General features: G+C 70.9%; 20 protein-coding genes. 7 read left to right on the plus strand and 13 right to left on the minus strand.

The window, feature by feature from the left end:
• The first annotated feature begins 126 nt into the window (after positions 1–126).
• On the plus strand, positions 127–756 hold the full coding sequence (locus tag ASG87_RS17360) for a glutathione S-transferase family protein (RefSeq protein WP_056008144.1): 630 nt from the start codon (positions 127–129) through the stop codon (positions 754–756).
• A 245-nt stretch (positions 757–1,001) separates the two neighbouring features.
• Positions 1,002–2,141: an SLC13 family permease gene (locus tag ASG87_RS17365; protein WP_235499684.1), complete on the plus strand. Its 1,140-nt coding sequence runs from the start codon at positions 1,002–1,004 to the stop codon at positions 2,139–2,141.
• A gap of 45 nt (positions 2,142–2,186) precedes the next feature.
• Here ASG87_RS17365 and ASG87_RS17370 read toward each other — a convergent pair whose 3' ends face one another.
• Positions 2,187–2,960 carry a DUF4097 family beta strand repeat-containing protein gene (locus ASG87_RS17370; RefSeq protein WP_056008146.1) on the minus strand — a complete coding sequence of 258 codons (774 nt, stop codon included), beginning with the start codon at positions 2,958–2,960 and terminating at the stop codon, positions 2,187–2,189.
• A gap of 126 nt (positions 2,961–3,086) precedes the next feature.
• Between ASG87_RS17370 and ASG87_RS17375 the strand changes: the two genes are divergently transcribed.
• A complete protein-coding gene (locus ASG87_RS17375; protein ID WP_056008149.1) occupies positions 3,087–3,602 on the plus strand; it encodes a hypothetical protein in 516 nt (171 codons plus the stop codon).
• Between the two features lie 76 nt (positions 3,603–3,678).
• On the opposite strand, the gene mazG is transcribed toward ASG87_RS17375, so the two are convergent.
• The 5 genes from mazG to ASG87_RS17400 all read right to left on the minus strand — a co-directional run bounded on the left by mazG (position 3,679) and on the right by ASG87_RS17400 (position 7,488).
• Positions 3,679–4,488 carry a nucleoside triphosphate pyrophosphohydrolase gene (mazG, locus tag ASG87_RS17380; protein ID WP_082583056.1) on the minus strand — a complete coding sequence of 270 codons (810 nt, stop codon included), beginning with the start codon at positions 4,486–4,488 and terminating at the stop codon, positions 3,679–3,681.
• A 71-nt stretch (positions 4,489–4,559) separates the two neighbouring features.
• Positions 4,560–5,390 (minus strand): 3'(2'),5'-bisphosphate nucleotidase CysQ, encoded by an 831-nt coding sequence (cysQ, locus tag ASG87_RS17385; protein ID WP_056008152.1) that lies wholly within the window; start codon positions 5,388–5,390, stop codon positions 4,560–4,562.
• The gene (nudE, locus tag ASG87_RS17390; protein ID WP_056008155.1) at positions 5,387–5,944 is read right to left on the minus strand and encodes an ADP compounds hydrolase NudE; all 558 of its coding nucleotides are present in this window, start codon (positions 5,942–5,944) and stop codon (positions 5,387–5,389) included. The genes cysQ and nudE overlap by 4 nt, the downstream gene beginning before the upstream one ends.
• A 9-nt stretch (positions 5,945–5,953) precedes the next feature.
• Positions 5,954–6,745, minus strand: coding sequence for an inositol monophosphatase family protein (locus ASG87_RS17395; protein WP_056008158.1), 792 nt, complete (start codon positions 6,743–6,745; stop codon positions 5,954–5,956).
• Complete coding sequence (locus ASG87_RS17400; protein WP_235499685.1) at positions 6,742–7,488, minus strand: type II secretion system protein N; 747 nt, start codon at positions 7,486–7,488, stop codon at positions 6,742–6,744. The genes ASG87_RS17395 and ASG87_RS17400 overlap by 4 nt, the downstream gene beginning before the upstream one ends.
• A 104-nt stretch (positions 7,489–7,592) precedes the next feature.
• On the opposite strand from ASG87_RS17400, the gene ASG87_RS17405 reads away from it, so the two are divergent.
• Positions 7,593–8,969: an adenosylmethionine--8-amino-7-oxononanoate transaminase gene (locus ASG87_RS17405; protein ID WP_056008164.1), complete on the plus strand. Its 1,377-nt coding sequence runs from the start codon at positions 7,593–7,595 to the stop codon at positions 8,967–8,969.
• A 61-nt stretch (positions 8,970–9,030) separates the two neighbouring features.
• A complete protein-coding gene (locus ASG87_RS17410) occupies positions 9,031–9,765 on the plus strand; it encodes a 16S rRNA (uracil(1498)-N(3))-methyltransferase (RefSeq protein WP_056008167.1) in 735 nt (244 codons plus the stop codon).
• Between the two features lie 559 nt (positions 9,766–10,324).
• On the opposite strand, the gene ASG87_RS17415 is transcribed toward ASG87_RS17410, so the two are convergent.
• The 7 genes from ASG87_RS17415 to pilG all read right to left on the minus strand — a co-directional run bounded on the left by ASG87_RS17415 (position 10,325) and on the right by pilG (position 22,240).
• Positions 10,325–10,801 carry a chemotaxis protein CheW gene (locus ASG87_RS17415; RefSeq protein ID WP_056008170.1) on the minus strand — a complete coding sequence of 159 codons (477 nt, stop codon included), beginning with the start codon at positions 10,799–10,801 and terminating at the stop codon, positions 10,325–10,327.
• Positions 10,798–12,501: a chemotaxis protein CheB gene (locus tag ASG87_RS17420; protein ID WP_056008173.1), complete on the minus strand. Its 1,704-nt coding sequence runs from the start codon at positions 12,499–12,501 to the stop codon at positions 10,798–10,800. The genes ASG87_RS17415 and ASG87_RS17420 overlap by 4 nt, the downstream gene beginning before the upstream one ends.
• Complete coding sequence (locus ASG87_RS17425; RefSeq protein WP_056008176.1) at positions 12,494–18,658, minus strand: Hpt domain-containing protein; 6,165 nt, start codon at positions 18,656–18,658, stop codon at positions 12,494–12,496. Before ASG87_RS17425 ends, ASG87_RS17420 begins: the two co-directional genes overlap by 8 nt.
• Positions 18,659–18,732: 74 nt before the next feature.
• Entirely contained in the window at positions 18,733–20,763 is a 2,031-nt protein-coding gene (locus ASG87_RS17430) for a methyl-accepting chemotaxis protein (protein WP_056008178.1), read from the minus strand.
• A 135-nt stretch (positions 20,764–20,898) separates the two neighbouring features.
• Positions 20,899–21,438, minus strand: coding sequence for a chemotaxis protein CheW (locus tag ASG87_RS17435; protein WP_056008181.1), 540 nt, complete (start codon positions 21,436–21,438; stop codon positions 20,899–20,901).
• A complete protein-coding gene (locus ASG87_RS17440; RefSeq protein WP_056008183.1) occupies positions 21,435–21,806 on the minus strand; it encodes a response regulator in 372 nt (123 codons plus the stop codon). The genes ASG87_RS17435 and ASG87_RS17440 overlap by 4 nt, the downstream gene beginning before the upstream one ends.
• A gap of 32 nt (positions 21,807–21,838) precedes the next feature.
• Positions 21,839–22,240: a twitching motility response regulator PilG gene (pilG, locus tag ASG87_RS17445; protein ID WP_082583057.1), complete on the minus strand. Its 402-nt coding sequence runs from the start codon at positions 22,238–22,240 to the stop codon at positions 21,839–21,841.
• 373 nt (positions 22,241–22,613) lie between these two features.
• Between pilG and gshB the strand changes: the two genes are divergently transcribed.
• Positions 22,614–23,573 (plus strand): glutathione synthase, encoded by a 960-nt coding sequence (gene gshB / locus ASG87_RS17450; RefSeq protein WP_056008185.1) that lies wholly within the window; start codon positions 22,614–22,616, stop codon positions 23,571–23,573.
• Between the two features lie 196 nt (positions 23,574–23,769).
• The gene (locus tag ASG87_RS17455; RefSeq protein ID WP_056008188.1) at positions 23,770–24,633 is read left to right on the plus strand and encodes a TonB family protein; all 864 of its coding nucleotides are present in this window, start codon (positions 23,770–23,772) and stop codon (positions 24,631–24,633) included.
• Positions 24,634–24,694 lie beyond the last annotated feature (61 nt).

Below are 24,694 nucleotides of genomic sequence, written 5' to 3' on the forward strand. Positions count from 1 at the left end.
GGCAACCCGGTGTGCCCGGCGAAATGCCCGACTGATAAAGTGACGCGCCGCCTGCGCGACCACGGCGAAGGCGGCAACGTCACCGCGCGGCGCGCGCCATCCCCCACTTACCGGCAGGGCACTTCCATGTACACCCTCTACTACTCTCCCGGCACCGCCAGCATGGTGGTTCACCTGGCCCTGCTGGAAACCGGCGCGCCGCACGAGCTGAAGCTGGTCGACATCGACGCGCAGGCGCAGCGCGATCCCGCCTACCTCGCGCTCAACCCGCGCGGTGTGGTGCCGACGCTGGTGGTCGACGGGAAGCCGTACGCGGAATCGGCGGCCCTGCTGATGCTGCTGGCCGAGCGCCATCCCGAGGCGAAGCTGGCGCCGCCGCCGGGCACGCCCGGGCGGGCGGCGTGGCTGCAGTGGATCGTCTACCTGAGCAATACGCTGATGTCGACCTACCGGCTGTGGTTCTACCCGTCGGAACTCGGCGGCGAACGGCACACGCCGGAGGTACGCGCTGCGCTACGGCACAAGATCGAGGCGGTGTGGGAACTGCTGGACGCGCACCTGGCCGCCCACGGCCCCTACCTGCTCGGCGCCGAGTTCTCCGGCGCCGACCTGCTGCTGACCATGCTGATGCGCTGGTCGCGCAACATGCCGCGCCCGGCCACCGAATGGCCTGCGCTGCGGCAACTGGCCGACCTGGTGCGTGCGCGGCCGAGCTGGAAGCGCCTGTACGAGGTCGAGGGCCTGGGCGAGTGGTGAGCCGTGGCGTTCCGGTCAAGCGTCCATGTTCCCCGCCCCCTGCACCAACACCGTCATTCCTGCGAACGCAGGAGGCGCTTTATCAACAGCCGAAGGGCTGGTCATCCAGCGACTTCAAGCCGACGAAACCCAAAGCGCTGGATCCCGGTTCTCGCCGGGATGACGGGGCGACGCCGGCCTTTGCTGCGATGACGTAACAAAAGCCTGTCGGATGATGGACGAAGACCACCCATGCGAGATTTCCCGTGCTGAATGAGCCCACCCACACGCGCCTCCGCTGGCGGGCAAGGCTGCAGGCCGAGTGGCTGCTGGTGCTGTTCGCGCTGCTGGCGATCGCGCTGGCGCTGTTCGATCCGCAGCCGCTGGCGAGCTACCGGCGCTGGCTGCAATTGCCCACGCTGGCCGGCCTGCTCGGGCTGCTGGTCACGATCCAGGGCATCCGCGACAGCGGGCTGGTGCAGCATGCGGCCGGCGCCCTGGTGGCGCGGATGCACTCGCTGCGCGGCCTGGGCCTGTTGCTGGTCGGCATGACCGCGCTGCTGTCGATGGTGCTGACCAACGACGTCAGCCTGTTCCTGGTCGTGCCGCTGACGGTGGCGATCGGCGGCATGTCGAACCTGCCGGTGGCGCGCATGGCGGTGCTGGAGGCGCTGGCGGTGAACGCCGGCTCCACCCTGAGCCCGATCGGCAATCCGCAGAACCTGCTGCTGTGGCAGCACGCGCAGTTGCCGTTCCTGCATTTCGCGGCGGCGATGCTGCCGGTGGCGGCGGTGATGTTCGCGATGGTCGCCGCGCTGACCTGGCTGTGGCTGCCGCGGGACCGCATCGCGCTGAGCGCGGACAGGATCGACGGCCACGCCGTGTCGAACGCGCAGGCGCTGCTGTCGACGCTCGCGCTGGTGGCGATGGTGCTGATGATGGAGCACGGCCACGCGCTGCTCGGCGCGGGCCTGTTGCTGCTGCCGTTCGCATTGCTGGACCGGCGCCTGCTGGCGCGCATCGACTGGCTGCTGCTCGCCACGTTCGCGGCGATCTTCCTCGGCCTCGGCCATCTCGCCGAGTTGCCGTGGGTGAGCCATGCGCTGGGCCGGCTCGATTTCGGCCAGCCGCTGACCCTCTATCTCGCCGGCATCGCCGCCTCGCAACTGATCAGCAACGTGCCGGCCACGGTGCTGCTGCTGGACCGCGCCCCGGACGCCATCGCGCTGGCGGTGGCGGTCAACGTGGGCGGCTTCGGCCTCGCCATCGGTTCGCTGGCGAACCTGATCGCGCTGCGCCTGGCGCGGCAGCCGCACGGCCTGCGGCTGCTGCACCGGGTGTCGATCCCGTTCCTGCTGGCGTGCGCGCCCCTGGCCTACCTGGCGTGGCGCTGGACGGCGGCGTAGGGAAGTTTCGCCCGGCGCCCTCCGCGGGCGCCGGGCGCATCGCGATCAATCGTCGTCGCGCGGCACGCTGACCTTGCCCTTGACGCCGTTGTAGCTGACGTCGCCGCTGCCCTTCGCGCCCAGGTGGAAGTCGCCGCCGACGTCGTTCACGGTGAGGTCGCCGGAACCGATCGTGTCGGCATGCACGCTGCCGCCGACGTCGTTCAGGTCGACGTCGCCCGAGCCGATGCTGCCGACCCGGGCATCGCCCCGGATGCCGCGCGCCTTGAGATCGCCCGAGCCGACCGAGCCCACCTCCAGGCTGCCCAGGTCGTTCGCCTCCACGTCGCCGGAACCCACGCTGGTGCTGAACCTGCCGGCGATGCCCCGCACGTGCAGGTCGCCCGAGCCGACGTGGCTTTCCAGGGCGGCGACGCCCGTCACGTTCGCATCGCCCGATCCCACCTCGACGCTCACCGGCAGGTTCGCCGGCAGGCTCGCGTTGACGTCCAGGTCGGCATGCATGCTGCCGAACAGGCTGAAGCTGAAATGGCGGTTGCCGCCGAGCGTGATCACCAGCCGGTCGCCCTCGCGCTGCTGGGTCACGGTCAGGCTGTCCAGCACCTCCTGGCTGGAGGCGCAGGCGCGGCCGGTCAGCTCCAGGCCGCGCGCGCCGTTGCTGCCGGTCACGTGCAGGTCGTAGCCGTTCACCTCGAACTGCACGCTGCGGACGCCGGCCAGGTCGGCCTTGAGATTGCGCGGCGCCTCGTACCTGCAGTTGTCGCCGGCGTAGGCGGCCAGCGGCGCGAGCAGCACGAGCAGGGCGGTGATTCGACGCATGGGATGCACTCCGAAGCTGAATGGACACACCTATGATGCAGGCAGAAGGCGGAGCGTTGCACGCCGATCCGTCAACCGGGCCGGGGAGGCCGCGTTTCCTCCCCTACATCAACCCGGAGTGCATCCATGCAACGCAAAACCCTGCTCGCTTCCGCTCTGGCCCTGCTGGTCGCCGGCTCGGCCTCCTTCGCCATCGCCCAGGACGCCAAGGCGCCGCCCCCCGCCGCCCCGGCCACCGCCGCGGGCCTGCATGCCAAGGCGATGCGCGCGCACCATGGCGCCGAACGCTGGCACGACATGCGTGGCCGGCGCATGCACGGCGGCTCCGGCGCCATCGCCGACCTGCGCGAACTCGAACGCCTGTACCTGATCTCCGGCCGCAGCAAGGACCTGCCGGCGCTGTACAACGACGTGCTCGGCAAATCGCAGGACCCTGGGCTGCGCAACTACGCCTATCGCCACCTCGCCCGCGCCCAGGCGCGGCCGACCAACGTGGACCAGGCGATCGCCACGCTGCGCAAGAGCCTGGACGAGAACCTGGCGAACGAGGCGAAGCGGCGCGCCGAGTTCGAGAAGATGCGCGCGCAGTGGCAGCAGCGCCGCGCCGGCGCGGCCCCGGCCGCGGCTCCCGCCGGCAACTGATCCGGCACGCCGATGCGCCGGGCGATCGCCCGGCATGGAACGCGCAACGGGGGCGGAGCCGAGGCTCCGCCCTCTTTCACTTGGCGTCTTCGGCCTGCTTGGCGCGCTGCCAGAGCCGCTCCTGCTCGTCCAGGCCGCGCTCGGCCAGCGGTCGTCGCTCGTCCGCCGCCAGCCGCTCCATGTGGCGGAACCGCCGCTCGAACTTTTCGTTGGCGTGACGCAGCGCGCGCGAGAAATCCACGCCGGCGTGGCGCGCCAGGTTCACCATCACGAACAGCACGTCGCCGATCTCGTCCTGCAACCGCGCCGGATCGGCGCCTGCGGCGAACTCCGCGCGCACCTCGTCGACTTCCTCGGCCAGCTTGTCCAGCACCGGGCCGGCATCGGGCCAGTCGAAGCCCACCGTCGCCGCGCGCTGCTGCAGCTTCTGCGCGCGCTTCCATTCGGGCAGGCCGCGCGAGACGCCCGCCAGCGCGCTGTCGTCGCGTGGCCCGCCCTTGGCGGCCCGCTCGGCCGCCTTGATGTCTTCCCACGCCTGCTTCTGCGCGTCTGCGTCGGCGTAGCGCACATCGCCGAACACGTGCGGATGCCGGCGCAGCATCTTGTCGCTGATCGCATGGGCGACATCGGCGAACCCGAAGTGCCCGGCCTCCTGCGCCATCCGCGCATGGAACACCACCTGCAGCAGCAGGTCGCCCAGCTCGTCGCGCAGGTCGGCGAAATCGCCGCGGTCGATCGCGTCGGCGACCTCGTACGCCTCCTCGATGGTGTACGGCGCGATCGAGGCGAAATCCTGCTGCACGTCCCACGGGCAGCCGCGCTCGGGATCGCGCAGGCGCGCCATGATGGCGAGCAGGTCGTCGAGGGTGTGGCGGTCTATGGTCATGCGTCAGGAGTGAGTGGAGAGGAGCAAGGAGTGAGAGAAAGCCTGCAAGCTCGTCGGGCTTTACTCACTTCTCATTTCTCGCTCCTCGCTTCACTGGCCCGCAGCCTGGCCGCCCAGTCGATGCCGGTATCGCCCACGGCGATGAATTCCGGGTTGAGCAGCGATTCGCCGCGGTTGTAGCGGAACGGCCGGCCATGCAGGTCGAGCACCGCGCCGCCGGCCTGCTCCAGCACGCACTGGGCGGCGGCGGTGTCCCATTCGCTGGTGGGGCCGCGGCGCAGGTAGACGTCCGCGTCGCCGCGCGCGATCAGGCAGAACTTCAGCGACGATCCCAGCGGCTGCTGCCGGTAGTCGTCGCCGATCAGCCGTTGCAGCAGCGCCTCGCCGGCGCCGCCGTGCGAGCGGCTGCCGGCGACCATCGGCGGCGATGCCTGCCGGCGCGTATGCAGCCGACGCCAGCCGCCGTCGGCGCGTTCCTGCAGCCAGGCGCCCTCGTCTTGCGCGGCGACGTACAGCTCGCCGGTGACCGGCGCCAGCACGACGCCGGCCACCGTGCGATGGTCATCGATCAGCGCGATGTTGACGGTGAACTCGCCGTTGCGCTTGACGAACTCGCGGGTGCCGTCGAGCGGATCGACCAGCCAGTAGCGCGGCCACTGCCGGCGTTCTTCCCACGACGCCGCGCGCGCTTCCTCGGAAACCACCGGCAGGCGCGGATCGAGCTGCGCCAGGCCGGCCACGATCACCTTCTGCGCGGCAAGGTCGGCGGCGGTGACCGGCGAGCGGTCGTCCTTGTGCTCGACCACGAAATCCTCGCGGTACACCGCGAGGATCGCCTCGCCGGCGTCGCGCGCGATCCGTCCCAGCTGCCGCAGCAGGGCCGATGCCGGCGCCGCGTTCATGCCCGGCGGAACCGGCCGGCCAAGTATTCGCGCGCCATGAACAGCGCCGCGATGGAGCGTCCCTCGGTGACGTCGTCGCGGGCCACCAGGGTATGCAGGTCGGCCATCTTCCAGGGCACCACCTCCAGTTCCTCCGGCTCGTCGCCCGGCAGCCGCTCGGGATAGAGATCCTGCGCCAGCACGATGTGCGCCATGTGGGTCATGTACGAGGGCGACAGCGACAGGTTGTGCAGGATGGTCAGCTTGTTTGCGCCGTAGCCAACCTCTTCCTTCAGCTCGCGGTCCGCGCCCTGCTCGGCGGTTTCGTCCTGGTCCAGCCGGCCCTTCGGCAGGCTCAGCTCGTAGCGGCCGACGCCGGCGCCGTACTCGCGCACCAGCAGCACGGTGTCGTCGTCGAGCATCGGCACGATGATCACCGCGCCCAGGCCGCTGGCCTTCAGCCGCTCGTAGGTGCGCCGCTCGCCGTTGGAAAACTCCAGGTCGAGCTGCTCGGCGCGGAGGAAATGGCTCTGTTCGAGCTCGCGGGTGGCGTGGATGGTCGGAGGCTTGCGCATCCGGCCATTCTAGCGCGCCCGGACCGCCTCCAGCCGCGCCAGCGCCTGCGCGTGGATCGCCGGCGTGCCGGCCAGCACGCTGCGCGTCTCCAGCGTGAGCGGCGCGCCCTCCAGGTCGGTGAACACGCCGCCGGCCTCGCGCACGATCACCGCCAGCGCGGCGATGTCGAGGATGTTCACGTCCGACTCGATCACCAGGTCCAGCGAGCCGCGCGCCAGCAGGTGGTAATGGCAGAAGTCGCCGTAGCCGCGGATCCGGTTGCTGTCGCGGATCATCGCGCCGAGCGCGTCCCAGCGCGCGTCGGCGGTGAGCGACTTGACGTTGCCGGTGGAGATCGACGCCTCGGCCATGTCCGCGACCGGCACGCGCTTCTCCACCGGGCGGCCGTTGAGCCAGGCGCCGCCGCCCTGCCAGGCCCACATCGTCTCGCCGTAGACCGGCGCGCTGGACACGCCCAGCACCAGCTCGCCGCGGTGCATCAGCGCGATCTGGGTGGAGAAGAACGGCGAGCGCCGCACGAAACTCTTGGTGCCGTCGAGCGGATCGACCAGCCACAGCCATTCGCCGCGCTCGCCGTCGATGCCGAATTCCTCGCCGTGGATCGCCACCTCCGGCAGGGCCGCGCGCAGCACCTGGCGGATCGCGATCTCGGCTTCGCGGTCGGCGACCGTCACCGGGGTGGCGTCGCTCTTCAGCTCCACCGCGACGCCGCGTTGCCAGTAGTGACGGATCACCTCACCGGCGGCCGAGGCCGCCTCGCGCGCGGCGCCCAGTGCCTGGGACAGCGACGGCTCGCTCATGGCCGCGCCGTCCCGGCCGGCAGCGCCAGGCCGCCCTGCCGGCGCAGGTACAGGCTGCCGTCGGCAGCCGGCTGCCCCAGCGTGGCCAGCCAGCGGCGCAGCGCGGGATCGCCGCCGCGCGGGCGCAGGGTGGCGTCGAGGCGCCAGCCGAGCGGGCTCGCTTCCAGCCGCCCCTCCAGGGCGAGCGGCCCGTGACCGTCGTCGTGCATCTGCGTGCGGATCAAGCCGTCGTCCCCCTCTGCCTCGAATTGCAGGTTGCCCAGCGCAACCTCGCCATTGTGCGTGCGCAGGCCCGCATCCCGCCACTGCGCCTGCGCCCGCAGTTGCAGCGGCCAGCCCCCCTGCGTCAGCGCCTCGGGCGCCTGCACGGCGAGCACGCCCTGCGGCTGGCCCAGCGACAGGGCCTGCGGCGGCGCCAGTTCGGCCAGGTCCGCGCGCACCCGCACGTCGCGCCATGCCAGGCGGTCGGCGGCAGGCCGCCGCAGTTCGCCGCCGAAATCCAGCGATGGCCCGTCCAGGTCAAGCCGCAGGCGCATGTCGCCCAGCAGGGCGCGGCGCGAGAGCCGCCAGCGCAGGCTGCCGTAGGCGCGCCCGTCGGCACCCAGCACCTGCCCGGCGCGGCCGTCCCACACGCTGCCATGCACCTGCTCCAGGCGGATGCCGTGCAGGCGCGGCCCGATCCACGCCACCGCCCAGCGGGCCGGCAGGAACCACGCCAGCAAGCCCGACGCCAGCAGCACCACGGCCGCTCCAACCGCCCAACGACGCCAACCGCGCAAGTCTTCGCCTCCTCGTGTGCCGGACGCACGGGCTTGAGTGTGCCCGATGCAGCGCCGATCATAGCCGGATGACTTTCCCCGACCGCAGCAATGCCGCGCTCGCCGCGCGCGATCTTCGCCACCTGTGGCACCCCTGTACCCAGATGCACGACCACGGCCGCGCCGGCCAGGGCGACGTGCCGATGCTGCCGATCGTGCGCGGCGAGGGCGCCTGGCTGGTCGATGCCGACGGGCGGCGCTACCTCGACGGCATCAGCTCGTGGTGGACCAACCTGTTCGGCCATGCCAACCCGCGCATCGCCGCCGCGCTGGCCGACCAGGCACGGCGGCTGGAGCACGTGATCTTCGCCGGCTTCACCCACGAGCCGGCGATCGAGCTGGCCGAGACGCTGGTACGCATCGCGCCGGCCGGGCTGGAGCGCGTGTTCCTCGCCGACAACGGCTCGGCGGCGGTCGAGGTGGCGCTGAAGATGAGCTTCCACTACTGGCTCAATCGGGGCCACGGCGAGAAGACCCGCTTCATCGCACTCACCGGCAGCTACCACGGCGAGACGCTGGGCGCGCTGTCGGTGAGCGACGTGGCGCTGTACCGCAAGACCTACGCGCCGCTGCTGCTGACGCCGTTCCTCGCGCCCTCGCCGGACGCGTACGAGGGCGAGCCGGGCGAATCGCCGGCGCAGGTCGCCGCGCGCCGGCTGGGCGACCTGCGCGCGCTGCTGGAACGCCACGCGCACGAGACCTGCGCGGTGATCGTGGAGCCGCTGGTGCAATGCGCCGGCGGCATGCGCATGCATCACCCGGACTACCTCGCCGGCCTGCGCGCGCTGTGCGACGAGTTCGACGTGCACTTCATCGCCGACGAGATCGCGGTGGGCTTCGGCCGCACCGGCACCATGTTCGCCTGCGAGAGCGCGCGCGTCGCGCCGGATTTCATGTGCCTGTCCAAGGGGCTCACCGGCGGCACCCTGCCGCTGTCGGCGGTGCTCACCACCGAGCGGGTCTACGAGGCGTTCTACGCCGAGTACGACGCCGGCAAGGCCTTCCTGCACTCGCACAGCTACACCGGCAACCCGCTGGCCTGCCGGGTGGCGCTGGAGACGCTGGCGATCTTCCGCGACGAGCCCGTGCTGGAACGCAACCGCGCGCTGGCCGCGCACCTGGCGCGGCGGCTCGCTCCGCTGCGCGACCATCCGCACGTGGCCGACGTGCGCCAGACCGGCATGATCGCGGCGGTCGAACTGGTGGCGGACAAGGCGACCCGCCGCCCGTTCCCGTCCGGCGAGCGCCGCGGCCTGCGCGTCTACCTGCACGGCCTCGAACACGGCGCCCTGCTGCGCCCGCTCGGCAACGTGATCTATTTCATGCCGCCCTACGTGGTCACCGCCGACGAACTGGACCAACTGGTCGACACCGCGATCCGCGGCATCGAACTCGCCGTGCGCTAGCAAGGCCCGGCAGGCGGGCGACGCGCTATGCTGAGCCCTTGGCCTTTCCCGTCTCCCGCCCATGCGCACGATCCGTATCCACGTCGACCAGCCCCTGGCCATCGATGCCGAAGCCGTCCTGTCGCCCCAGGCGAGCGAGCACGTGGCGCGCGTGCTGCGGCTGGCCGCCGGCGATCCGGTGACCCTGTTCAACGGCGACGGCCGCGACTACCCGGCGACGATCGGCGCCGTGGGCAAGCGCGAGGTGGTCGTGCGGGTGCGGGCGGCCGAGGTGCTGGCCAACGAATCGCCGCTGCCGCTGACCCTGGCGCAGGGCGTCGCCCGCGGCGAGAAGATGGACCTGATCGTGCAGAAGGCGACCGAGCTGGGCGTGCGCAAGATCGTGCCGCTGCTCACCGAGCGCTCGGAAGTGAAGCTCGACCACGCGCGGTCTGAAAAGCGGCTGGCACACTGGCGTGCAGTAGCGGCGAGCGCCTGCGAGCAGAGCGGCCGCGCGCGGCTGCCCGAAATCCTTCCCGCGCAGCCGCTCCGGCACTGGCTCGACGCGCTGGAGGAAGACGGTGCGCTGCGCCTCGCCCTGTTGCCCGAAGGCGACCGCTCGGCACGCACGCTCGCGCCCGGATCGGCCGGCGCGCTGCTGGTGGTGGGGCCGGAGGGCGGGCTGGGCGAACGCGATGTCGAGGCATTGCAACGGGCCGGCTTCGGCGGGCTGCGCCTGGGGCCGCGCATCCTGCGCACCGAAACCGCCGGGCTGGCCGCCCTCGCCGCGTTGCAGGCGCTGCACGGCGATTTCTGAAAGCTTTTTTTCAGATGCCGCCCATTGGCGCCGGGAGCTCGCGCAAATCCGAGTACCCGTTCACGACCTGCCTGTCGATTCAACCGCCTCGCCGTCATTCCTGCGGGGCGCTTTTCAACAGTCGCAGGGCTGGTCATGCAGGAGGTGCTTTTCAACAGCCGAAGAGCCGGCCATCCATTGACTTGATGCTCCAAAGCCCAAAGGCACTGGATCCCAGCTTGACCGACCCTTCGGCCGTCGAGAGCCGCTGGGACGACGGTTCATGTGGGGATGGCTGGAGATCGTGGGCAGGCTCCAGGGAAGCATGCGAATATGGACGTCCATCCATGATCGAGCAATGGCATCCGCAAGCGGGCAGGCAGACCCGCCCTGAGGATCGCTCTCGATAAAGCCACTAGGAGGCCGCACGCGATGCCGCGCCTGCGCCCTGATGCCGTGCCTGCGCTCCGGCGACAGCCGACCCATGCAAGGCTTCGACGACCGCATGGCGATCGTTCGAGGACCGCAGCTTGGCCGGGCGCCCAAAGAACGGGCGCACGGCGCAGGGTCCCGGAACAGCTCAGCCGGCGAGCGCGAGCAGCTCGGTCAGTTGTTCCTCGATGCCTTCCAGGTCCGGGATCACCGCCACGTCGTCGCGCACCAGCACCTGCGCGCGCACGCCCGGCGGCAGCGGCGTGCCGTCGTGGGTGGGGATGATCAGCTCGGCGTTGAGCGTGGTCAGGCGCGGGAAGCCCTGGGTGACCACGGCGATGAAGGGCAGCTTCGGATTGCCGCCCAGCGCCTTGAGCACCGCCACGCGCATGCTCAGTTCGGCGTCGCCTTCCTCGGCGCCGGCCAGCCGGGTGAACGACAGCAGCGGCACCCGCCAGCCGCGCCAGGCGATGCGGCCCAGCAGCCATTCGGGCGCGTCCTCGACCGGCTCGGCCGTGGGCAGGGTGATCACCTCGGCCACGGTGGCGTTCGGCAGCAGCAGGCGCAGCTGGCCCACCGGCACCAGCACGCAGCGGATTTCACGCGGCAGCGGTTGTTCGCTCATCGCTGGCTTTCCTTCGAGAATTGCTCGACCAGGCGCGCCGCCAGCTCACGCGGCGTGCCGGCGTAATGCGACAGCCGCTCGGCCATCACCCCGCTGACCATGTCGGCGAAATGCTCGCCCGACGAAGCCTCCACCCATACCTGGCCGCCGCGGTCGTGGATCGCCTGGCAGCCGGCGACCGCATCGGTGGACTGGCCGGCGAACACGATCGCCAGCGCGTCGCGGCCGAAAGCGCCGGCCGCCATGGTGAAACTGGCGTCGATCGAAGGTTGCTGGGGCGAGCCGGCGTCGGCCGGCTGCAGTTCGATCTTGCCGTCGCGCAGCAGCCGCACCTGGTGGTCGGACGGCACCACCAGCACCTCGCCGGCGCGCGCGCGCATGCCCTTTTCCGCCAGCCGCACCGGCAAGGCGCAATGCGCCGCCAGGTGCTCCGCCAGCGGCCCGGCCGGACGGCCGGCAAGATGCTGGGTGTGCAGCAGGGTCAGCTCCAGCCCGGCCGGCAGGCCGGACAGGAATTCGCATACCGACGCCGTGCTTTCGGTGGTCGCGCCCAGCATCACGACGCGGCCCAGCACGCTGTGGAATTCGTCCAGCAGCATTTCGTTGGGCTCGTAGTGGCGCGGCGCGATCGCCTCCTCGATGGAAACCAGTTCGAGGGTGAGGCCCGGCGTGATCGGCGAATCGCCCTGGCCCTCTTCCACCGGCGCGAGATAGTCGGCGGCGCTCAGCTTCTCGATGCCGAACTCGCGCGGATGCGCGCGCCCGGCCGGCTCTTGCTCTTGCTCCATCACCGCATCGTCGTCCAGCAGCGACCAGTTGTCCGGCGCGCTGACCGCCGCCGCCGCCGTCGGCACCGCATCGGCCAGCATGGCCGGAGCGACTTCGCCGAACGCCTGTTCGTCGTCGGGCACCAGTGCCAGCCCGTCGAACGCCAGTGGCGGCAGCCCGGCCTCGGCGGCCGGTGCCGGCTCCGCGTCGTCCAGCCAAGGCTCGTCGCTCGCCCCGGCTTCGGCATGCCCGCCGAAGTCGCCGTCGTGCAGGGCCTCGCCGTCGCCCGCGGCGTAGTTGAGACCCGTGCCGAATTCGTTCTCGTCCGTCACCGCGTCGCCGTCGGCGAGCAGGGCTTCCAGCTCGGCCGCCAGGGTCTCCGAGGCGGCCGCGGTCCGCTCGTGGTGGACCGCATCGCCGGACGTCGCCGTCAGGTCGTCGACGACGTCCGCAGGCGCCGACGGCTCGTCGTCCGCCACCGCGGCCTCGGCCACGGCTTCCTCAGCCGTTTCGTGCATCGCTTCGGCGGGCTCCGGCATCGCCGCCGGAGCCGCGGTCTCGACTTCGCGCGCACCGGCCGGGCGCGGCGGATCGGCGTCGCCGACCGCCAGCACCTTCATCGCCAGGTGCCGCGCCCAGCGGGCGCGATCCCAGCCGTCCAGCGAACGGCTGGCCTGGGCATCGTTGAACACCACGCGCGGCCGGTCGCCCTCGATCGCCTCGTACAGGCGGTCGAGCGCGGCGTCGTCGTCATCGTCCAGGTTCACCACCAGCACGTCGGCGCCGGCCTCCAGCAGGCACTGGCGGCTCAGGCTCGCCAGCCCTCCTTCGTGCACGATGCGCGCGCCGCGCTCCGCCAGCGCCGCCCGCAATTGCTCGCCCAGCACGCCGTCGTCGAACAGCAGCGCCACCGCCGTTGCCGTTTCAGCCATTGGCAAGCTCCATGGCGCGCTGCTCGAGCACCTCGCCGATCTGCGCGAGCAGCTCGGCTTCCTGGTACGGCTTGCCGAGGTAGCGCTCGACGCCGATGTCCAGCGCGCGCTGGCGATGCTTCTCGCCGGTGCGCGAGGTGATCATGATGATCGGCACGCCGCGCAGGCGCGGGTCGGCCTTCATGTGGGTGGCCAGCTCGTAGCCGTCCATGCGCGGCATCTCGATGTCGAGCAGCATCAGGTCCGGCACGCGCTCGTGCAGCTTCTCGATCGCGTCGACGCCGTCCTTCGCCGTGCTGACCTCGTACTCGTGGCGTTCCAGCACGCGGCCGGTGACCTTGCGCATGGTGATCGAATCGTCGACCACCATCACCAGCGGCCGCACCCGCGTCTCCTCGACCACCGGCGCCTGCACCGCGCTGAGGCCCTCGAGCAGGCGCTGCTCGCGGCGCGCGATGCCGTGGCGCACCAGCGGCGCCAGGTCGAGAATGATCAGCACCGAGCCGTCGCCCATGATCGTCGCGCCGAGCAGGCCCGGCACCGAGCTGATCTGCGGGCCGACCGACTTGACCACGATCTCGCGCGAACCGAGCACCGCATCGATGCGGATCGCCGCGCGCAGGTCGCCGGCGCGGGTCAGCAGCAGCGGCTGCTGCTCGCCCTCGGCCGGCAGGCCCGGCGGCAGTCCCAGCAGCTCGGTGAGCACGTGGATGCCGTACTGCTCGTTGCCGTAGGTGAACGTGGGCTCGTCCTCGGCCAGGCGGGCCGACAGCTCGTCCGGGCTGATCCGCGCCACGCCCTGCACCGAGGTCATCGGGATCGCGAAGGTCGCCTCGCCGATGCGCACCAGGATCGCCTGGGTCACCGCCAGGGTGAACGGCAGGCGCAGCACGAAGGTGGTGCCCTGGCCCTGCTGCGATTCGATCGCCAGCGAGCCGCCGAGCTGCTTGATCTCGTTCGCCACCACGTCCATGCCCACGCCGCGGCCGGCCAACTGGGTCACCGTGCTGGCGGTGGAGAAGCCCGGCTGGGTGATCAGCGCGAGCAACTGGTCGTCGCTGGGCCGCGCGTCGCCGCGCAGCAGGCCGCGCTCGACCGCGCGCTGGCGGATCGCCTCGCGGTCCAGGCCGCGGCCGTCGTCGCTGACCCGCACCACCACCTCGGTCGCCTCGCGGGCGACCCGGATGCGCACTGCGCCTTCCTCCGGCTTGCCGGCGCGGCGGCGCTCCTCGGGCGACTCGATGCCGTGCGCGATGGCGTTGCGCAGCATGTGCTCGAACGGCGCCTTGATGCGGTCGAGCAGGTTGCGGTCCATTTCGCCGTGCGCGCCTTCCACGAACAGTTGCGCGCTCTTGCCCTGTTCCTGCGCGGCCTGGCGCAGGGTGCGGCGCAGGTTCGGCACCATCGTGTCGAACGGCAGCATGCGCGTGCGCAGCAGGCCCTCCTGCAGCTCCGAGCTGACCCGCGACTGCTGGATCAGCAGCGTCTCGGCCTGGCGGGTCAGTTCGTCCAGCATGCCCTGGATCGACACCAGGTCGGACACCGACTCGGCCAGCGCGCGCGAGTACTGCTGAAGCTGCGAGAAGCGGTCCAGCTCCAGCGGATCGAACGCCGACATGCCGCCTTCGCGGTGCTCGCGCTGGAAGCGCGCGATGATCTGTGCCTCGGTCTCGATCTCCAGCATGCGCAACTGGCTGCGCAGGCGCGCCACGGTCTGTTCCAGCTCGACCAGGTTGAAGCGGTAGCCGGCGACCTGCTGCTCCAGGCGCGAGCGGTAGATCGCCACCTCGCCGGCATGGTTCACCAGGCTGTCGAGCAGTTCGGCGCGGACGCGGATCTGTTCCTGCGGCGCGCGCGCCTCGTCCTGCGTCTCCGGCAGGAGCTCGGGCAGCTCGGCGCCGGGCGCCGCGAGCGCGGCAGGCCGCGCCGGCTCGTCCGGCAGCGGCACGGCGGCTTCGTCGCGCTCGGCCAGCGCCTCCTGGCCCGCCATGGCCAGCAGGCGGTCGATCAGCGCCTGCGGGTAGGCGATGCCGCGGCCCTGCACGACGTGCTGCACCAGCGCGTGGAGCTGGTCGAAACCGGCCTCCAGCGCCGCGATCAACTGGCTGGCATCGTGGCCGACCGGCTTTTCCAGCAAGGTCTCGATCGCGTGCGCCAGGTCGCCCACCGGCACCAGGCCGGCGATGCGCGCGCCGCCCTTGAGGGTGTGCAGGTCGCGCTGCAGGTTCGCCACGTGGCTCGGCTCGGCCGGTTCGGCGCGCCATTGCGCGAGCACGCCGTCGGCGTGGTCGAGGATCTCGCGCGCTTCCTCGGTGAACACTTCGAGCAGGTCGGGATCGATCTGGCCCAGCCAGGTCTGCTGCGTTCCGGCGGCATCGGATTCGTCCGCCGCGGCGCTGGCGGGCGCCACCTCGGCCGCAGGGCCGGCTTCCGCCACCGCCTCGTCCTCGCCCGACGCTTCGGGCACGACGGAGGCGTCGGACGCCTCGTACGTTTCCAGCGACGGCTCGTCGGCGGCCGGTTCTTCGACGATCGACTCGTCGGCGACCGGCTCGGCGACAACCGGCTCGTCGGCCACTGGCTCGTCGGCCACTGGCTCGTCCAGCGCAGGCGCGCTTCCGGCGCGGTCGCCTTCGGCCTGGAGGTCCACGGCATGTCCGTCGTGCGCCCACGCGGACGTATCGGCGTCGGCCTCGACCGGCGGCTCATCGTGCCGCGCCGGGAATTCGTCCCCGGCAGCCAGGATCGCAGGCTCCTGCGGCTCTTCGGCCCGGTCTTCGGCCGGCGCTTCTTCGGCGGGTTCCGCGACCGGCGCCGCGTCCGTCGCTTCTTCCATTCCGCCGACAGGATCTTCGGCGATGGCGAGGCCATCGTCCTGAGTCTCCGGCGCCCCGTCTTTCGTCGCCTCGGCGGCGGATTCCGCCGCCGGCAGGTCAAACGCATCCAGCGCGGCCATCAATTCGGCAGCCAGTTCGTCGTGGCCGTCCTCGTCGGCGGCCGGCGCCTGCGCCGCGGGCGCTTCGCCCAGCACATCGTGCAGGCTGGCATCGAGCGAGGCCGCCATGGCCGCCTCGTCCGGGTCCTCGTGGGAAAGCGGCGCGGCCGCGGCGTCGGCGTCCTGGTCGTCGGCATGCGGCTCGAACACCACGTGCGCCACCTTCGGCTCCGGCTGGCTGTCGCGCAGCTCGGCCAGGCGCGCGATCAGCGCGTCGATCTCCGGCAGTTGCGGGTCGGCGGCGTCGAACTGGGCCATGACGTGGTCGACCACGTCGGCCGACTGGCCGAGCAGGCGCACGCCTTCGGCCGACAGTGGCTCGCCGGCGGCGCGCAGGCGCTTGAGCAGGCTTTCCAGCGGCGACAGCAATTGGGTCAGCAGCGCGATGTCGACCATCGCGATCGCGCCGTGCAGCGTGTGCACCGCGCGCAGCAGGCCGTCGTCCACGGCCAGCTCGCCCTCGCTGCGGTTGATCGCGGCGCGGATCGTCTGCAGGTACTGCGCCACTTCGCTGCGCAGGATTTCCAGCAACACCGGATCGACCGGCGGCATCACCGGCATCCCGATCGCCTCGATGGCGGCCGCCGGTTCGTGCGCGGCCCCCTCGGCCGCGGAAAGATCGGTGTGCGTCGCCGCCGGCACCGCCTCGGCGGCCGCCTCCAGGCGCGGCACGCGCCGGCGCACCACGCGCCGCACGGTCTGCGTCGCGGCGGCGGCGAAATCCTCGACCCGGGCCGGCTGGCCCGCGGACAGGCGTTCGGCCGCCTGCATGATCGCCGCCAGCGGCGCGCCCGGCACGCCCTCGCCCTTCAGGGCGGCGAGCAGATGCGGCAGCGCTTCGATGGCGTGCCGCACCACCGCCTGCACGTCTTCGCCCGGCTGGATGCTCGCATCCAGCACGCGGTTGAGCATGTCCTCGACCTTCCACGCGAACTCGCCCAGCACGCTCGCCCCGACCAGCCGGCCCGAGCCCTTGAGCGTGTGGAACGAGCGGCGCACCGGCACCAGCGCGGAGACCTGCTCCGGATCGGCCAGCCATGCCCGCTCGGCATTGCGCAGGTTGTCGATCTCCTCCTGCATCTCTTCCAGGAAGATCTCGCGGATGTCGTCGTCGATGCCGTCGGCGCCCAACTGGAAGCCGGCCCCAGTGGCCAGCGCGTCGGCCGCCGGCGCCTGCTCCTCGATCTCTTCCTCGATCTCGATCCAGTCGCCGTCGTCGCCGGCCGCCTCGGTTTCCGGCGCCACGCGCGGTTCCGTCTCGACCAGCCGCAGGCCGCCCACGTCGTGCGGCGGTACCGCGGTCGCTTCGCTGGCGCCGATGAAGAGGCTGGAAAGGTCGTCGCCCTCGACCAGGCTGACCGGCTCGGAAAGATCCGGCTGGGCGACCTGCTCGAGGCCCGGCACGACCGGCAGGTCGGCCAGCGCCACGTCTTCGCGGTCGACGATCGGCCGCGCTTCCGGCAGCGGCCAGTAGCCGAGCGAGCCGAGGCTGTGCTCGGCGACGTCGAGGATGTGTTCCAGCCCGCCCCGGTGCTCGCGGGCGGCCTCCAGGTAGTACTCCAGCGCGGCCAGGGCGTCGGCCAGGTGGTCCATCTGCGCGGTGCCGGGCACGCGGCGGTCGGCCAGCAGTTCGTTGCCGACGAAGCGGCCGATGCCTTCGGCCAGTTCGGAAGGCCGCTGCGCCGAGAGCATGCGCATGGCGCCGGCGACCTCGTCCATCAGCGCGGGCACCGCCTTGAGCTGCGCGTGCTGCCAGCCGGATTCGACGAAGGCGACGATCGCCTCCTTGACCTGGCCGGTGTTGGCGATCGCCTCCTGCATCAGGGTGGCGAGGATGTGCCGGGCCTCGCTGCGCGGCAGCGCCGGCGCGGCCTCGGACACGGAGTTCTCCTCCGCGCCCAGGCTTTCGATGTGGTCGTCCAGCGAGGCTTCGACGTAGAGCAGCGCGCCGGCCACGTCGAGCAGGGTTTCCTCTTCCGGCGCGCGCATGCGGTTGGCGATCTCGTCGAGCACGCGGCGCTGCTCGGTGACTACGCGGCGCGGCACGGCCAGCGCCAGCATGCCCAGGGTGTCGCCGACGCGCTCCAGCACCTCGCCTTGGGCGGCGAGCTGGGCCGGGTCGCCGTCGTGCTGGCGCAGGAACAGGTCCAGCGCTTCCTTCACGCGCAGCAGGTCTTCCTTCAGCGCGCGCGCGACCGAGTCGAGCAGGGCGCGGTTGTGCCCCGACATCGAGCCGCGCGCATGCTCCAGCTCGCCGGCGTCCGGCAGCAGGCTGTCTAGGCGGTAGGTCTGCCGCAGCAGCGCCATCTGCGGGCTGGACTGCCGCGCCTGAGCGACGATGAAGAGCAGCTTGCGCGCCAGTTCGTCGGCGTCGCCGCCGCGCAGGCTCGCCTCGCCCTGCTCGATCAACTGGCGGATGTTGCGGTCGACCTTGCCGACCAGTTGGCGCACCTCGCCGGCATGGCTTTTCAGCACGCCCTGTTCGAGCCCTTCAAGCACGCCCGCGGTGATCCACCACAGGCGGCGTCCCGGCACGCTGCTGCAGCGCGCGGCGATCGCCAGCAGGGTCTGGCGCATGCCGCCGAGCTGCTGGGCGGCGTTCTGGCCGCGGAACCATGCCAGCAACTGCTGCTGGAAGCGCAGGCGCAGGTCGGCGATCTCGCCGCGGTGCGCGGCGGCCTCCGCATCGTCGCGGGCGCCCGGCACCTGCGCGGGCAGCGCCGTCTCGAGGTTGGGATTGAACAGCGCCGATTCGGTCAGCGCCTGCTGGTTGCGGCTGGCGCGCAGCTCGTTGAGCAGCGGCAGCAGCACCACCGGCACGTCGCGGTGGCCGCCGGAAAGCCGCTCGAGGTAGTCGGGCAACTGCATGAGGCCGCGCATCAGCGCGGCGTAGGCGTCCTCGCGGTTGTGCACGTGGTCTTCGAGCAGCGAGATGGCGAGCGTCTCCATCTCCTCGGCGACCATCGCGGCGCCGTACAGCTCGACCATGCGCAGGGTGCCCTGCACCAGGTGCAGGCTGTCCGCGCAGGAACGCATGACGTCCCGGTTGCCCGGGTTGTCGACGTAGGACTCCAGCGCCTCGCGAGCGAGCGACAGGGTCTCGTCCAGCTCGGGCTTGACCCACTGCAGCGTGGTGAAATCGATATGGTCTTGAAGTCTCATGCGCCCCTCTCAGCGGTTGCGCCATTGCGCATCGCGCAACCGTCGAGGTTGCCCCCTGTCGAATAAAGCCGTTGTCAACCCGGCAGCTTGAAGTGCGCCACCGAGCGCCGCAGATCGCTCGCCAACTGGGCCAGGTAGCCGATCGAGTCGGCCGTCTGGCTCGCGCCCTGCGAGGTTTGCGAGGTGATTTCCTGGATCGCGTTCATCGACTGCGAGATGTCGGTCGCCGCCGCGGACTGCTGGCGCGCCGCGGTGGAGATGTTCTGAATCAGCGCCGACAGGTCGTGCGACACGCGCTCGATGTCGCCCAGCGCGCTGCCGGCGTCTTCCGCCAGGCGCGCGCCGGCGACCACCTCGGCGGTGGTCTGCTCCATCGAGTTCACCGCCTCGTTGGTATCGGACTGAATCGTCTGCACCAGCGTCTCGATTCGCTTCGTTGCGCTGGCGGAGCGTTCCGCCAGGCGCTGCACTTCGTCCGCCACCACCGCGAAACCGCGGCCCGCCTCGCCGGCCGAGGCCGCCTGGATGGCCGCGTTCAGCGCCAGGATGTTGGTCTGCTCGGCGATGTCGTTGATCAGTTCCACGATCGAGCCGATCTCCTGCGAGGATTCGCCCAGCCGCTTGATGCGCTTGGAGGTTTCCTGGATCTGGTCGCGAATCGAGTCCATGCCGGAGATTGTCTCGCGCACCACCTCGGCGCCGCGCGAAGCGATCTTCACCGAGCGCTCGGCCACGTCGGCCGATTCGGCGGAGTCCTTCGACACGTTGTCCATCGAGCTGGCGATCTGGTTGATCGCCGAGGTCGCGGTGCTGATCCGCTGCGCCTGGTGCTGCGCCGCGTCGGCCAGGTGGCGCGCGGTGGTCTGGGTTTCCTGCGCCGAGGACGACACCTGCTCGGAGGTCTCGTTGATCGTGGTCACCAGGGTGCGCAGCTCGTCGATGGCGTAGTTCACCGAGTCGGCGATCGCGCCGGTGATGTCCTCCGACACGGTGGTCTTCACCGTGAGGTCGCCTTCGGCCAGCGAGCCCATCTCGTCCAGCAGGCGCATGATCGCCTCCTGGTTGCGCTGGTTCAGCTCGGTGGAATCCTGGAAGCGCTTGCGCTGGTCGCGCACCAGGGTGACCACCAGCAGCAGCGCGAAGGCCACCGCGCCGATCGCGCCGAGCACGCCCCACCACACGTTCGGGAACAGCCGGCGGTACGGCAGCTTGCCGATCTGGTCGGACAGCTCGTTGGCGCGCAGCAGCACGTTCTGCGAATCGAGCGATGCCTGGTTGCCGGCACGCTTCACATCGGCGATGTTGCCCGCGGCGGAAACCAGCTTGGCCAGCGGATCGGACAATTCGGCCCAGTTGCCGCCCATGTCGGTGAGGATCTTGCGCGCGTTGGCGTCGCCCATCGCCTTCACGCCGGAGGCGCTGTCGCCCTCGGTGAGGCCCTTGAGCACGGTGCCGTACAACTGGGCGTCGCGCGACAGGCCGTCGGCCGCGGACTGGGCGCTGTCGCCGCCCTGCAGCACCTCCTGCACGCGGCGGATGATGCGGTCGGCCAGCAGCATCTGGCGCGACGAGCCGAGCATCTGCTCGGCGCTGCCGTTGCGCTGCTGCAGGATGTTCACCACCTGCTCCATGCTGGAGTTCAGCAGCGGCATCTGGCGCGAGATGGTCGCGGCGCGCTGCGACGAATCGAGCACCACCGCCTTGTTCGACAGGATCTTGCGGATGTCCGCGTCGAGCTGGCTCCAGGCGTTGTTCAGCGCGGTCACCGCGCGGCCGGCCGGCGTGGCGTCGTTGTCGCCGTAGGCCTGCATGCCGCTCTTGGGATCGCCCTTGATCAGCCGCTGCACCGCCGAGTTGATCGCGTTGTGCGTGCTTTCCAGTTCCTTGAAGGAATCGACGTTGCCGTCGGCGGACTCCAGCGCGTATTTCGCCGTCTGCTGCGACAGCACCTGGATCTGCGTGGTCAGCGCGTTCGCCTGGCGGTCCTCGCCGTTCTTCTGGTTGAGAAGGAAGAAATCCAGTGCCGCGAAGCCGATCGCAATCAGCAGCAGGACAATGAGGCCGGTATAGCCCCTTTCCTTGCCGACGCCCCCTGTAGTGCTCATCGTTACACCTCGTCCGTCATCCGTCTTGCATCAGCCTGCCGCGCAGCATGGCGCCGCTCGGCCCCGGGGTCTGCGCCCCTTTTGGGTCCCGGCCGCACGCGGCGCCGGCCCCCGCCCCTTCGATTCCTGCGTACGTCAGGCCGCGGCCTGGCGAAAATCCGGCGCCCTCACCAGCCGGCCCATGCTGAACACGGCCAGGCGCTGTTCGCCCACCCGCTCGTCGGCGAAACGCACCAGCCGCGGGTCGTCCTCGGCCTCGGCCTCGCGGCGCTGCTCGGCGTCCACCGTGCGCTGGCCGAACACCTCGTCCACCAGCAGGGCCACGTTGCCTCCGCCCTGCCGCACGATCAGCAGGCGGCTGCGCTCGGAATGCGGCGTGCGCTCGCCGAACAGGAACCGCGCCAGGTCGACCACCGGCACCAGGTTGCCGCGCACGTTGGCCACGCCGAGCAGCCACGGCTGGGTGCCGGGCACCGGCGTCAGCGCCGGCACGGCGAGCAGCTCGTTGATCTCGTCGATGCCGCTGACGAACAGCCGCGAACCGGCGCGGTAGCCGATGCCGCGCCACAGTCCCGGCGCCTCCATCCGCTCCTGCGCCTCGGAGGCGTGGGCGAGCGACAGGCGCTCGTAGCGCGCGAGGATTTCGAACGGGGTGAGATTGGCGGTCGCGCTCATGCCGCGCTCGGCAGCAGGTCGTTGATGCAGGCGAGCAGTTCCTTCTCGTTCACCGGCTTGGTGATGAACGCCTTGGCGCCCTGGCGCAGCCCCCAAACGCGGTCGGTCTCCATCGACTTGGTGGTGATCATCACGATAGGCACGCCGGCGGTGGCCGGGTCGCGGGTCAGCGTGCGGGTCGCCTGGAAGCCGTTCATGCCGGGCATGATGACGTCCATGATGACCAGCGCCGGCAGGTCGGCGCGCACGCGCTCGATGCCCTCCTCGGCGGTGCTCACCGCGCTGACCTGATGACCCGCGCGCTCCAGCAGCGTGGTGAACACGCGCACGTCGGTCGGCGAATCGTCGATGATGAGAATGTTGGCCACAGGTCCCCCTTCAGACGCTGCAGTCACTGGTATCAAACCGTGCTGACATGGCGATGGATGGCACCGAGCAGTTCGTCGCGCGTGAACGGCTTGGTCAAGTACTGCTCTGCGCCGACGATGCGGCCGCGAGCCTTGTCGAACAGCCCGTCCTTGGAGCTGAGCATGATCACCGGCGTACCGCGGAACTGCGGATTGTTCTTGATCAGCGCGCAGGTCTGATAGCCGTCGAGACGGGGCATCATGATGTCGACGAAGATGATGGCCGGCTTCTGGTCGGAGATCTTGGCCAGGGCCTCGAAGCCATCCACGGCGGTAAGCACGTCGCAGCCTTCCTTTTTCAGCAAGGTCTCCGCCGTGCGACGGATGGTCTTGGAGTCATCGATGACCATGACTTTCAGACCGGACAAGCCGTTAGCACTCACGTTCAAGTTCACTCACCCCCCTGTGGCCCGCCCCGGCTCAGGTAAAACACCTGGGGCGCCGATACGGGATCGCCTGCCCGGTGTGCATGAAAAGAATCCCGCAAAGTCGTGTAACCGGCGCCCGCTCTTCGGCTTGCGCCCGAGCGTTGCTGTTTACCGCCTGGCCTGCGGGACGTCAAGCCGGATCGTCGGTCCGGCCGTCGCGCGCGGCGACGCCCGCCATGATACGCGGTGCACCGGTCCGCCATTGTGACGGCGCAGGCGGTGCCGGCACCGGCGGCCCGGGCTTGCCGTGCCGGTATCGCTCGGCGAACATCGGCGGCCCCGGTTTCCCTTCCGGTCGCCCGCCGCCGCAGCGACCGCAGCCCGCCCACTGGAGAACGCAATGGCCCTTTCGATCGCCGTGCTGATGGACCCCATCGGCGCCATCAAGATCGCCAAGGACACCAGCTTCGCGATGCTGCTGGAGGCCCAGCGCCGGGGCCATCGCCTGCACTACATGGAACAGGGCGACCTGGCCCTGCGCGACGGCGCCCCCTACGCCCGCCTGGCGCCGCTGGCCGTGCGCGAGGACGCCGCCGGCTGGTTCAGCCTCGGCGAGCGGCAGTGGCGGGACCTGCGCGAAATCGACGTGGTGCTGATGCGCAAGGACCCGCCGGTCGACGCGCAGTTCATCTACGACACCATGGTGCTGGAGGCCGCCCAGCGCGGCGGCGCCCGGGTGGTCAACGACCCGCGCTCGCTGCGCGACTGCAACGAGAAGCTGTTCGCCCTGCAGTTTCCCCAGTGCATCGCGCCGACCCTGGTGGCGCGCGATGCCGGCGAGCTGCGCCGCTTCGTCGCCGAGCACGGCGAGGCCGTGCTCAAGCCGCTGGACGGCATGGGCGGGCGCGGCATCTTCAAGGTCAGGGCCGGCGACGGCAACCTCAACTCCATGCTGGAAACCCTGCTGGCCGGCGGCCCGCACGGCGAGGGACGGCAGTTCGCCATCGCGCAGAAGTTCATCCCGCAGATCAGCGCCGGCGACAAGCGCATCCTGCTGATCGACGGCGAGCCGGTGCCCTACGCGCTGGCGCGCATCCCGCAGGGCGACGAGTTCCGCGGCAACCTGGCCGCCGGCGGGCGCGGCGAGGGCGTGCCGCTGGGCGAGCGCGACCGCTGGATCGCCGCTCAGGTGGCGCCGGAACTGCGCCGGCGCGGCCTGCGCTTCGTCGGCCTGGACGTGATCGGCGACTACCTGACCGAGATCAACATCACATCGCCGACCTGCGTGCGCGAGCTGGACGCCCAGTTCGGGCTTAATATCGCCGGCCAGCTGTTCGATGCGATCGAGAACCCGGGATGATCAGGCCGGCTCCACACGGGCGGCATGATGCCCGGAAGGCCCGCGGGGCCTGTCGCGTGGCGCCGGGAAAGCTGGCCGCCTTCCCACGCCGCGCGGCGCACCCTGCGGGCCTTCCGGGCATCGCCTCCTTTTTCGAATTCAATGCGCTGAGGCCGGCACTGTCTGCCCGCGTGGAACCAACCAGAGCATCCCTAGCGTGAATGCCGCCATCCGCCGTACCGGCAGCCCCGATCCGATCGGGGCGACCCTGCTGTTCTCGCTGCTGCTGCATGGCGTGCTGGTGCTGGGCATCACCTTCCATTTCGTGAAGTCCGCCCCCGGCCTGCCGACCCTGGACGTGACCCTGGTCGACGTCGCCAACCGCGAGGCGCCGGACAAGGCCGACTTCCTAGCCCAGGCGAACAACCAGGGCGGCGGCGAAAGCGAAAAGGCCGCGCGGCCCTCGCAGATGTTCTCCGGCCCCCTGCCCAAGCCCAATCCCGGCACCGCCCCGGCGCCGGTCGAGGCCGCCGTGCCGCAGCCGCAGCAGGCCACCGACGCGCGCATGGTCACCACCAGCGGCCACGCCGATTTCGCGGTCGCCAGCGACACTGCCCGCCGCGCGCAGGACGCCCAGGACCTGCCCACCGCCGACGAACTGCGCCGGCGCCAGGAAATGGCGCAGCTGGCCGCCGAGCTGCGCGACCGCACCGAGGCCTACGCCAAGCGGCCGAAAAAGAAGTTCATCTCGGCCAATACCAAGGAATACGTCTACGCCGCCTACATGCGCGGCTGGGTCGACCGGGTCGAGCGCATCGGCAACCTCAACTACCCCGACGAGGCGCGCCGCCGCGAGCTGCACGGCGAGCTGGAACTGACCGTGACGCTCGGCCGCGACGGCAGCGTCAGGGCGATCGACGTCACCCGCAGCTCCGGCCAGCCGCTGCTGGACAAGGCCGCCGAGCGGATCGTGCGGCTGGCCGCGCCGTTCCCGCCGATCCCCACCGCCGGGCACGTGGACGAACTGCACATCACGCGCACCTGGCAGTTCCTGCCCGGCAACGTCCTGCGCAACCGCTGAACCGGCCCGGCCCGGCAACGGCAGGCTAGCGGCGGCTTCACGGGCGCCGCGGTAAAACGGG

Source organism: Frateuria sp. Soil773 (assembly GCF_001428405.1).
Taxonomy (GTDB): domain Bacteria; phylum Pseudomonadota; class Gammaproteobacteria; order Xanthomonadales; family Rhodanobacteraceae; genus LMSL01.

Bases quoted from the DNA above. Each gene is read 5' to 3' on its own strand.
- gshB (WP_056008185.1), top strand. From the start codon at position 22,614: ATGGCCCTTTCGATCGCCGTGCTGATGGACCCCATCGGCGCCATCAAG.
- ASG87_RS17405 (WP_056008164.1), top strand. From the start codon at position 7,593: ATGACTTTCCCCGACCGCAGCAATGCCGCGCTCGCCGCGCGCGATCTT.
- ASG87_RS17410 (WP_056008167.1), top strand. From the start codon at position 9,031: ATGCGCACGATCCGTATCCACGTCGACCAGCCCCTGGCCATCGATGCC.
- ASG87_RS17435 (WP_056008181.1), bottom strand. From the start codon at position 21,438: ATGAGCGCGACCGCCAATCTCACCCCGTTCGAAATCCTCGCGCGCTAC.
- cysQ (WP_056008152.1), bottom strand. From the start codon at position 5,390: ATGAACGCGGCGCCGGCATCGGCCCTGCTGCGGCAGCTGGGACGGATC.
- ASG87_RS17360 (WP_056008144.1), top strand. From the start codon at position 127: ATGTACACCCTCTACTACTCTCCCGGCACCGCCAGCATGGTGGTTCAC.
- ASG87_RS17415 (WP_056008170.1), bottom strand. From the start codon at position 10,801: ATGAGCGAACAACCGCTGCCGCGTGAAATCCGCTGCGTGCTGGTGCCG.
- ASG87_RS17420 (WP_056008173.1), bottom strand. From the start codon at position 12,501: ATGGCTGAAACGGCAACGGCGGTGGCGCTGCTGTTCGACGACGGCGTG.
- mazG (WP_082583056.1), bottom strand. From the start codon at position 4,488: ATGACCATAGACCGCCACACCCTCGACGACCTGCTCGCCATCATGGCG.
- ASG87_RS17370 (WP_056008146.1), bottom strand. From the start codon at position 2,960: ATGCGTCGAATCACCGCCCTGCTCGTGCTGCTCGCGCCGCTGGCCGCC.
- ASG87_RS17395 (WP_056008158.1), bottom strand. From the start codon at position 6,745: ATGAGCGAGCCGTCGCTGTCCCAGGCACTGGGCGCCGCGCGCGAGGCG.
- ASG87_RS17430 (WP_056008178.1), bottom strand. From the start codon at position 20,763: ATGAGCACTACAGGGGGCGTCGGCAAGGAAAGGGGCTATACCGGCCTC.
- nudE (WP_056008155.1), bottom strand. From the start codon at position 5,944: ATGCGCAAGCCTCCGACCATCCACGCCACCCGCGAGCTCGAACAGAGC.
- ASG87_RS17425 (WP_056008176.1), bottom strand. From the start codon at position 18,658: ATGAGACTTCAAGACCATATCGATTTCACCACGCTGCAGTGGGTCAAG.
- ASG87_RS17375 (WP_056008149.1), top strand. From the start codon at position 3,087: ATGCAACGCAAAACCCTGCTCGCTTCCGCTCTGGCCCTGCTGGTCGCC.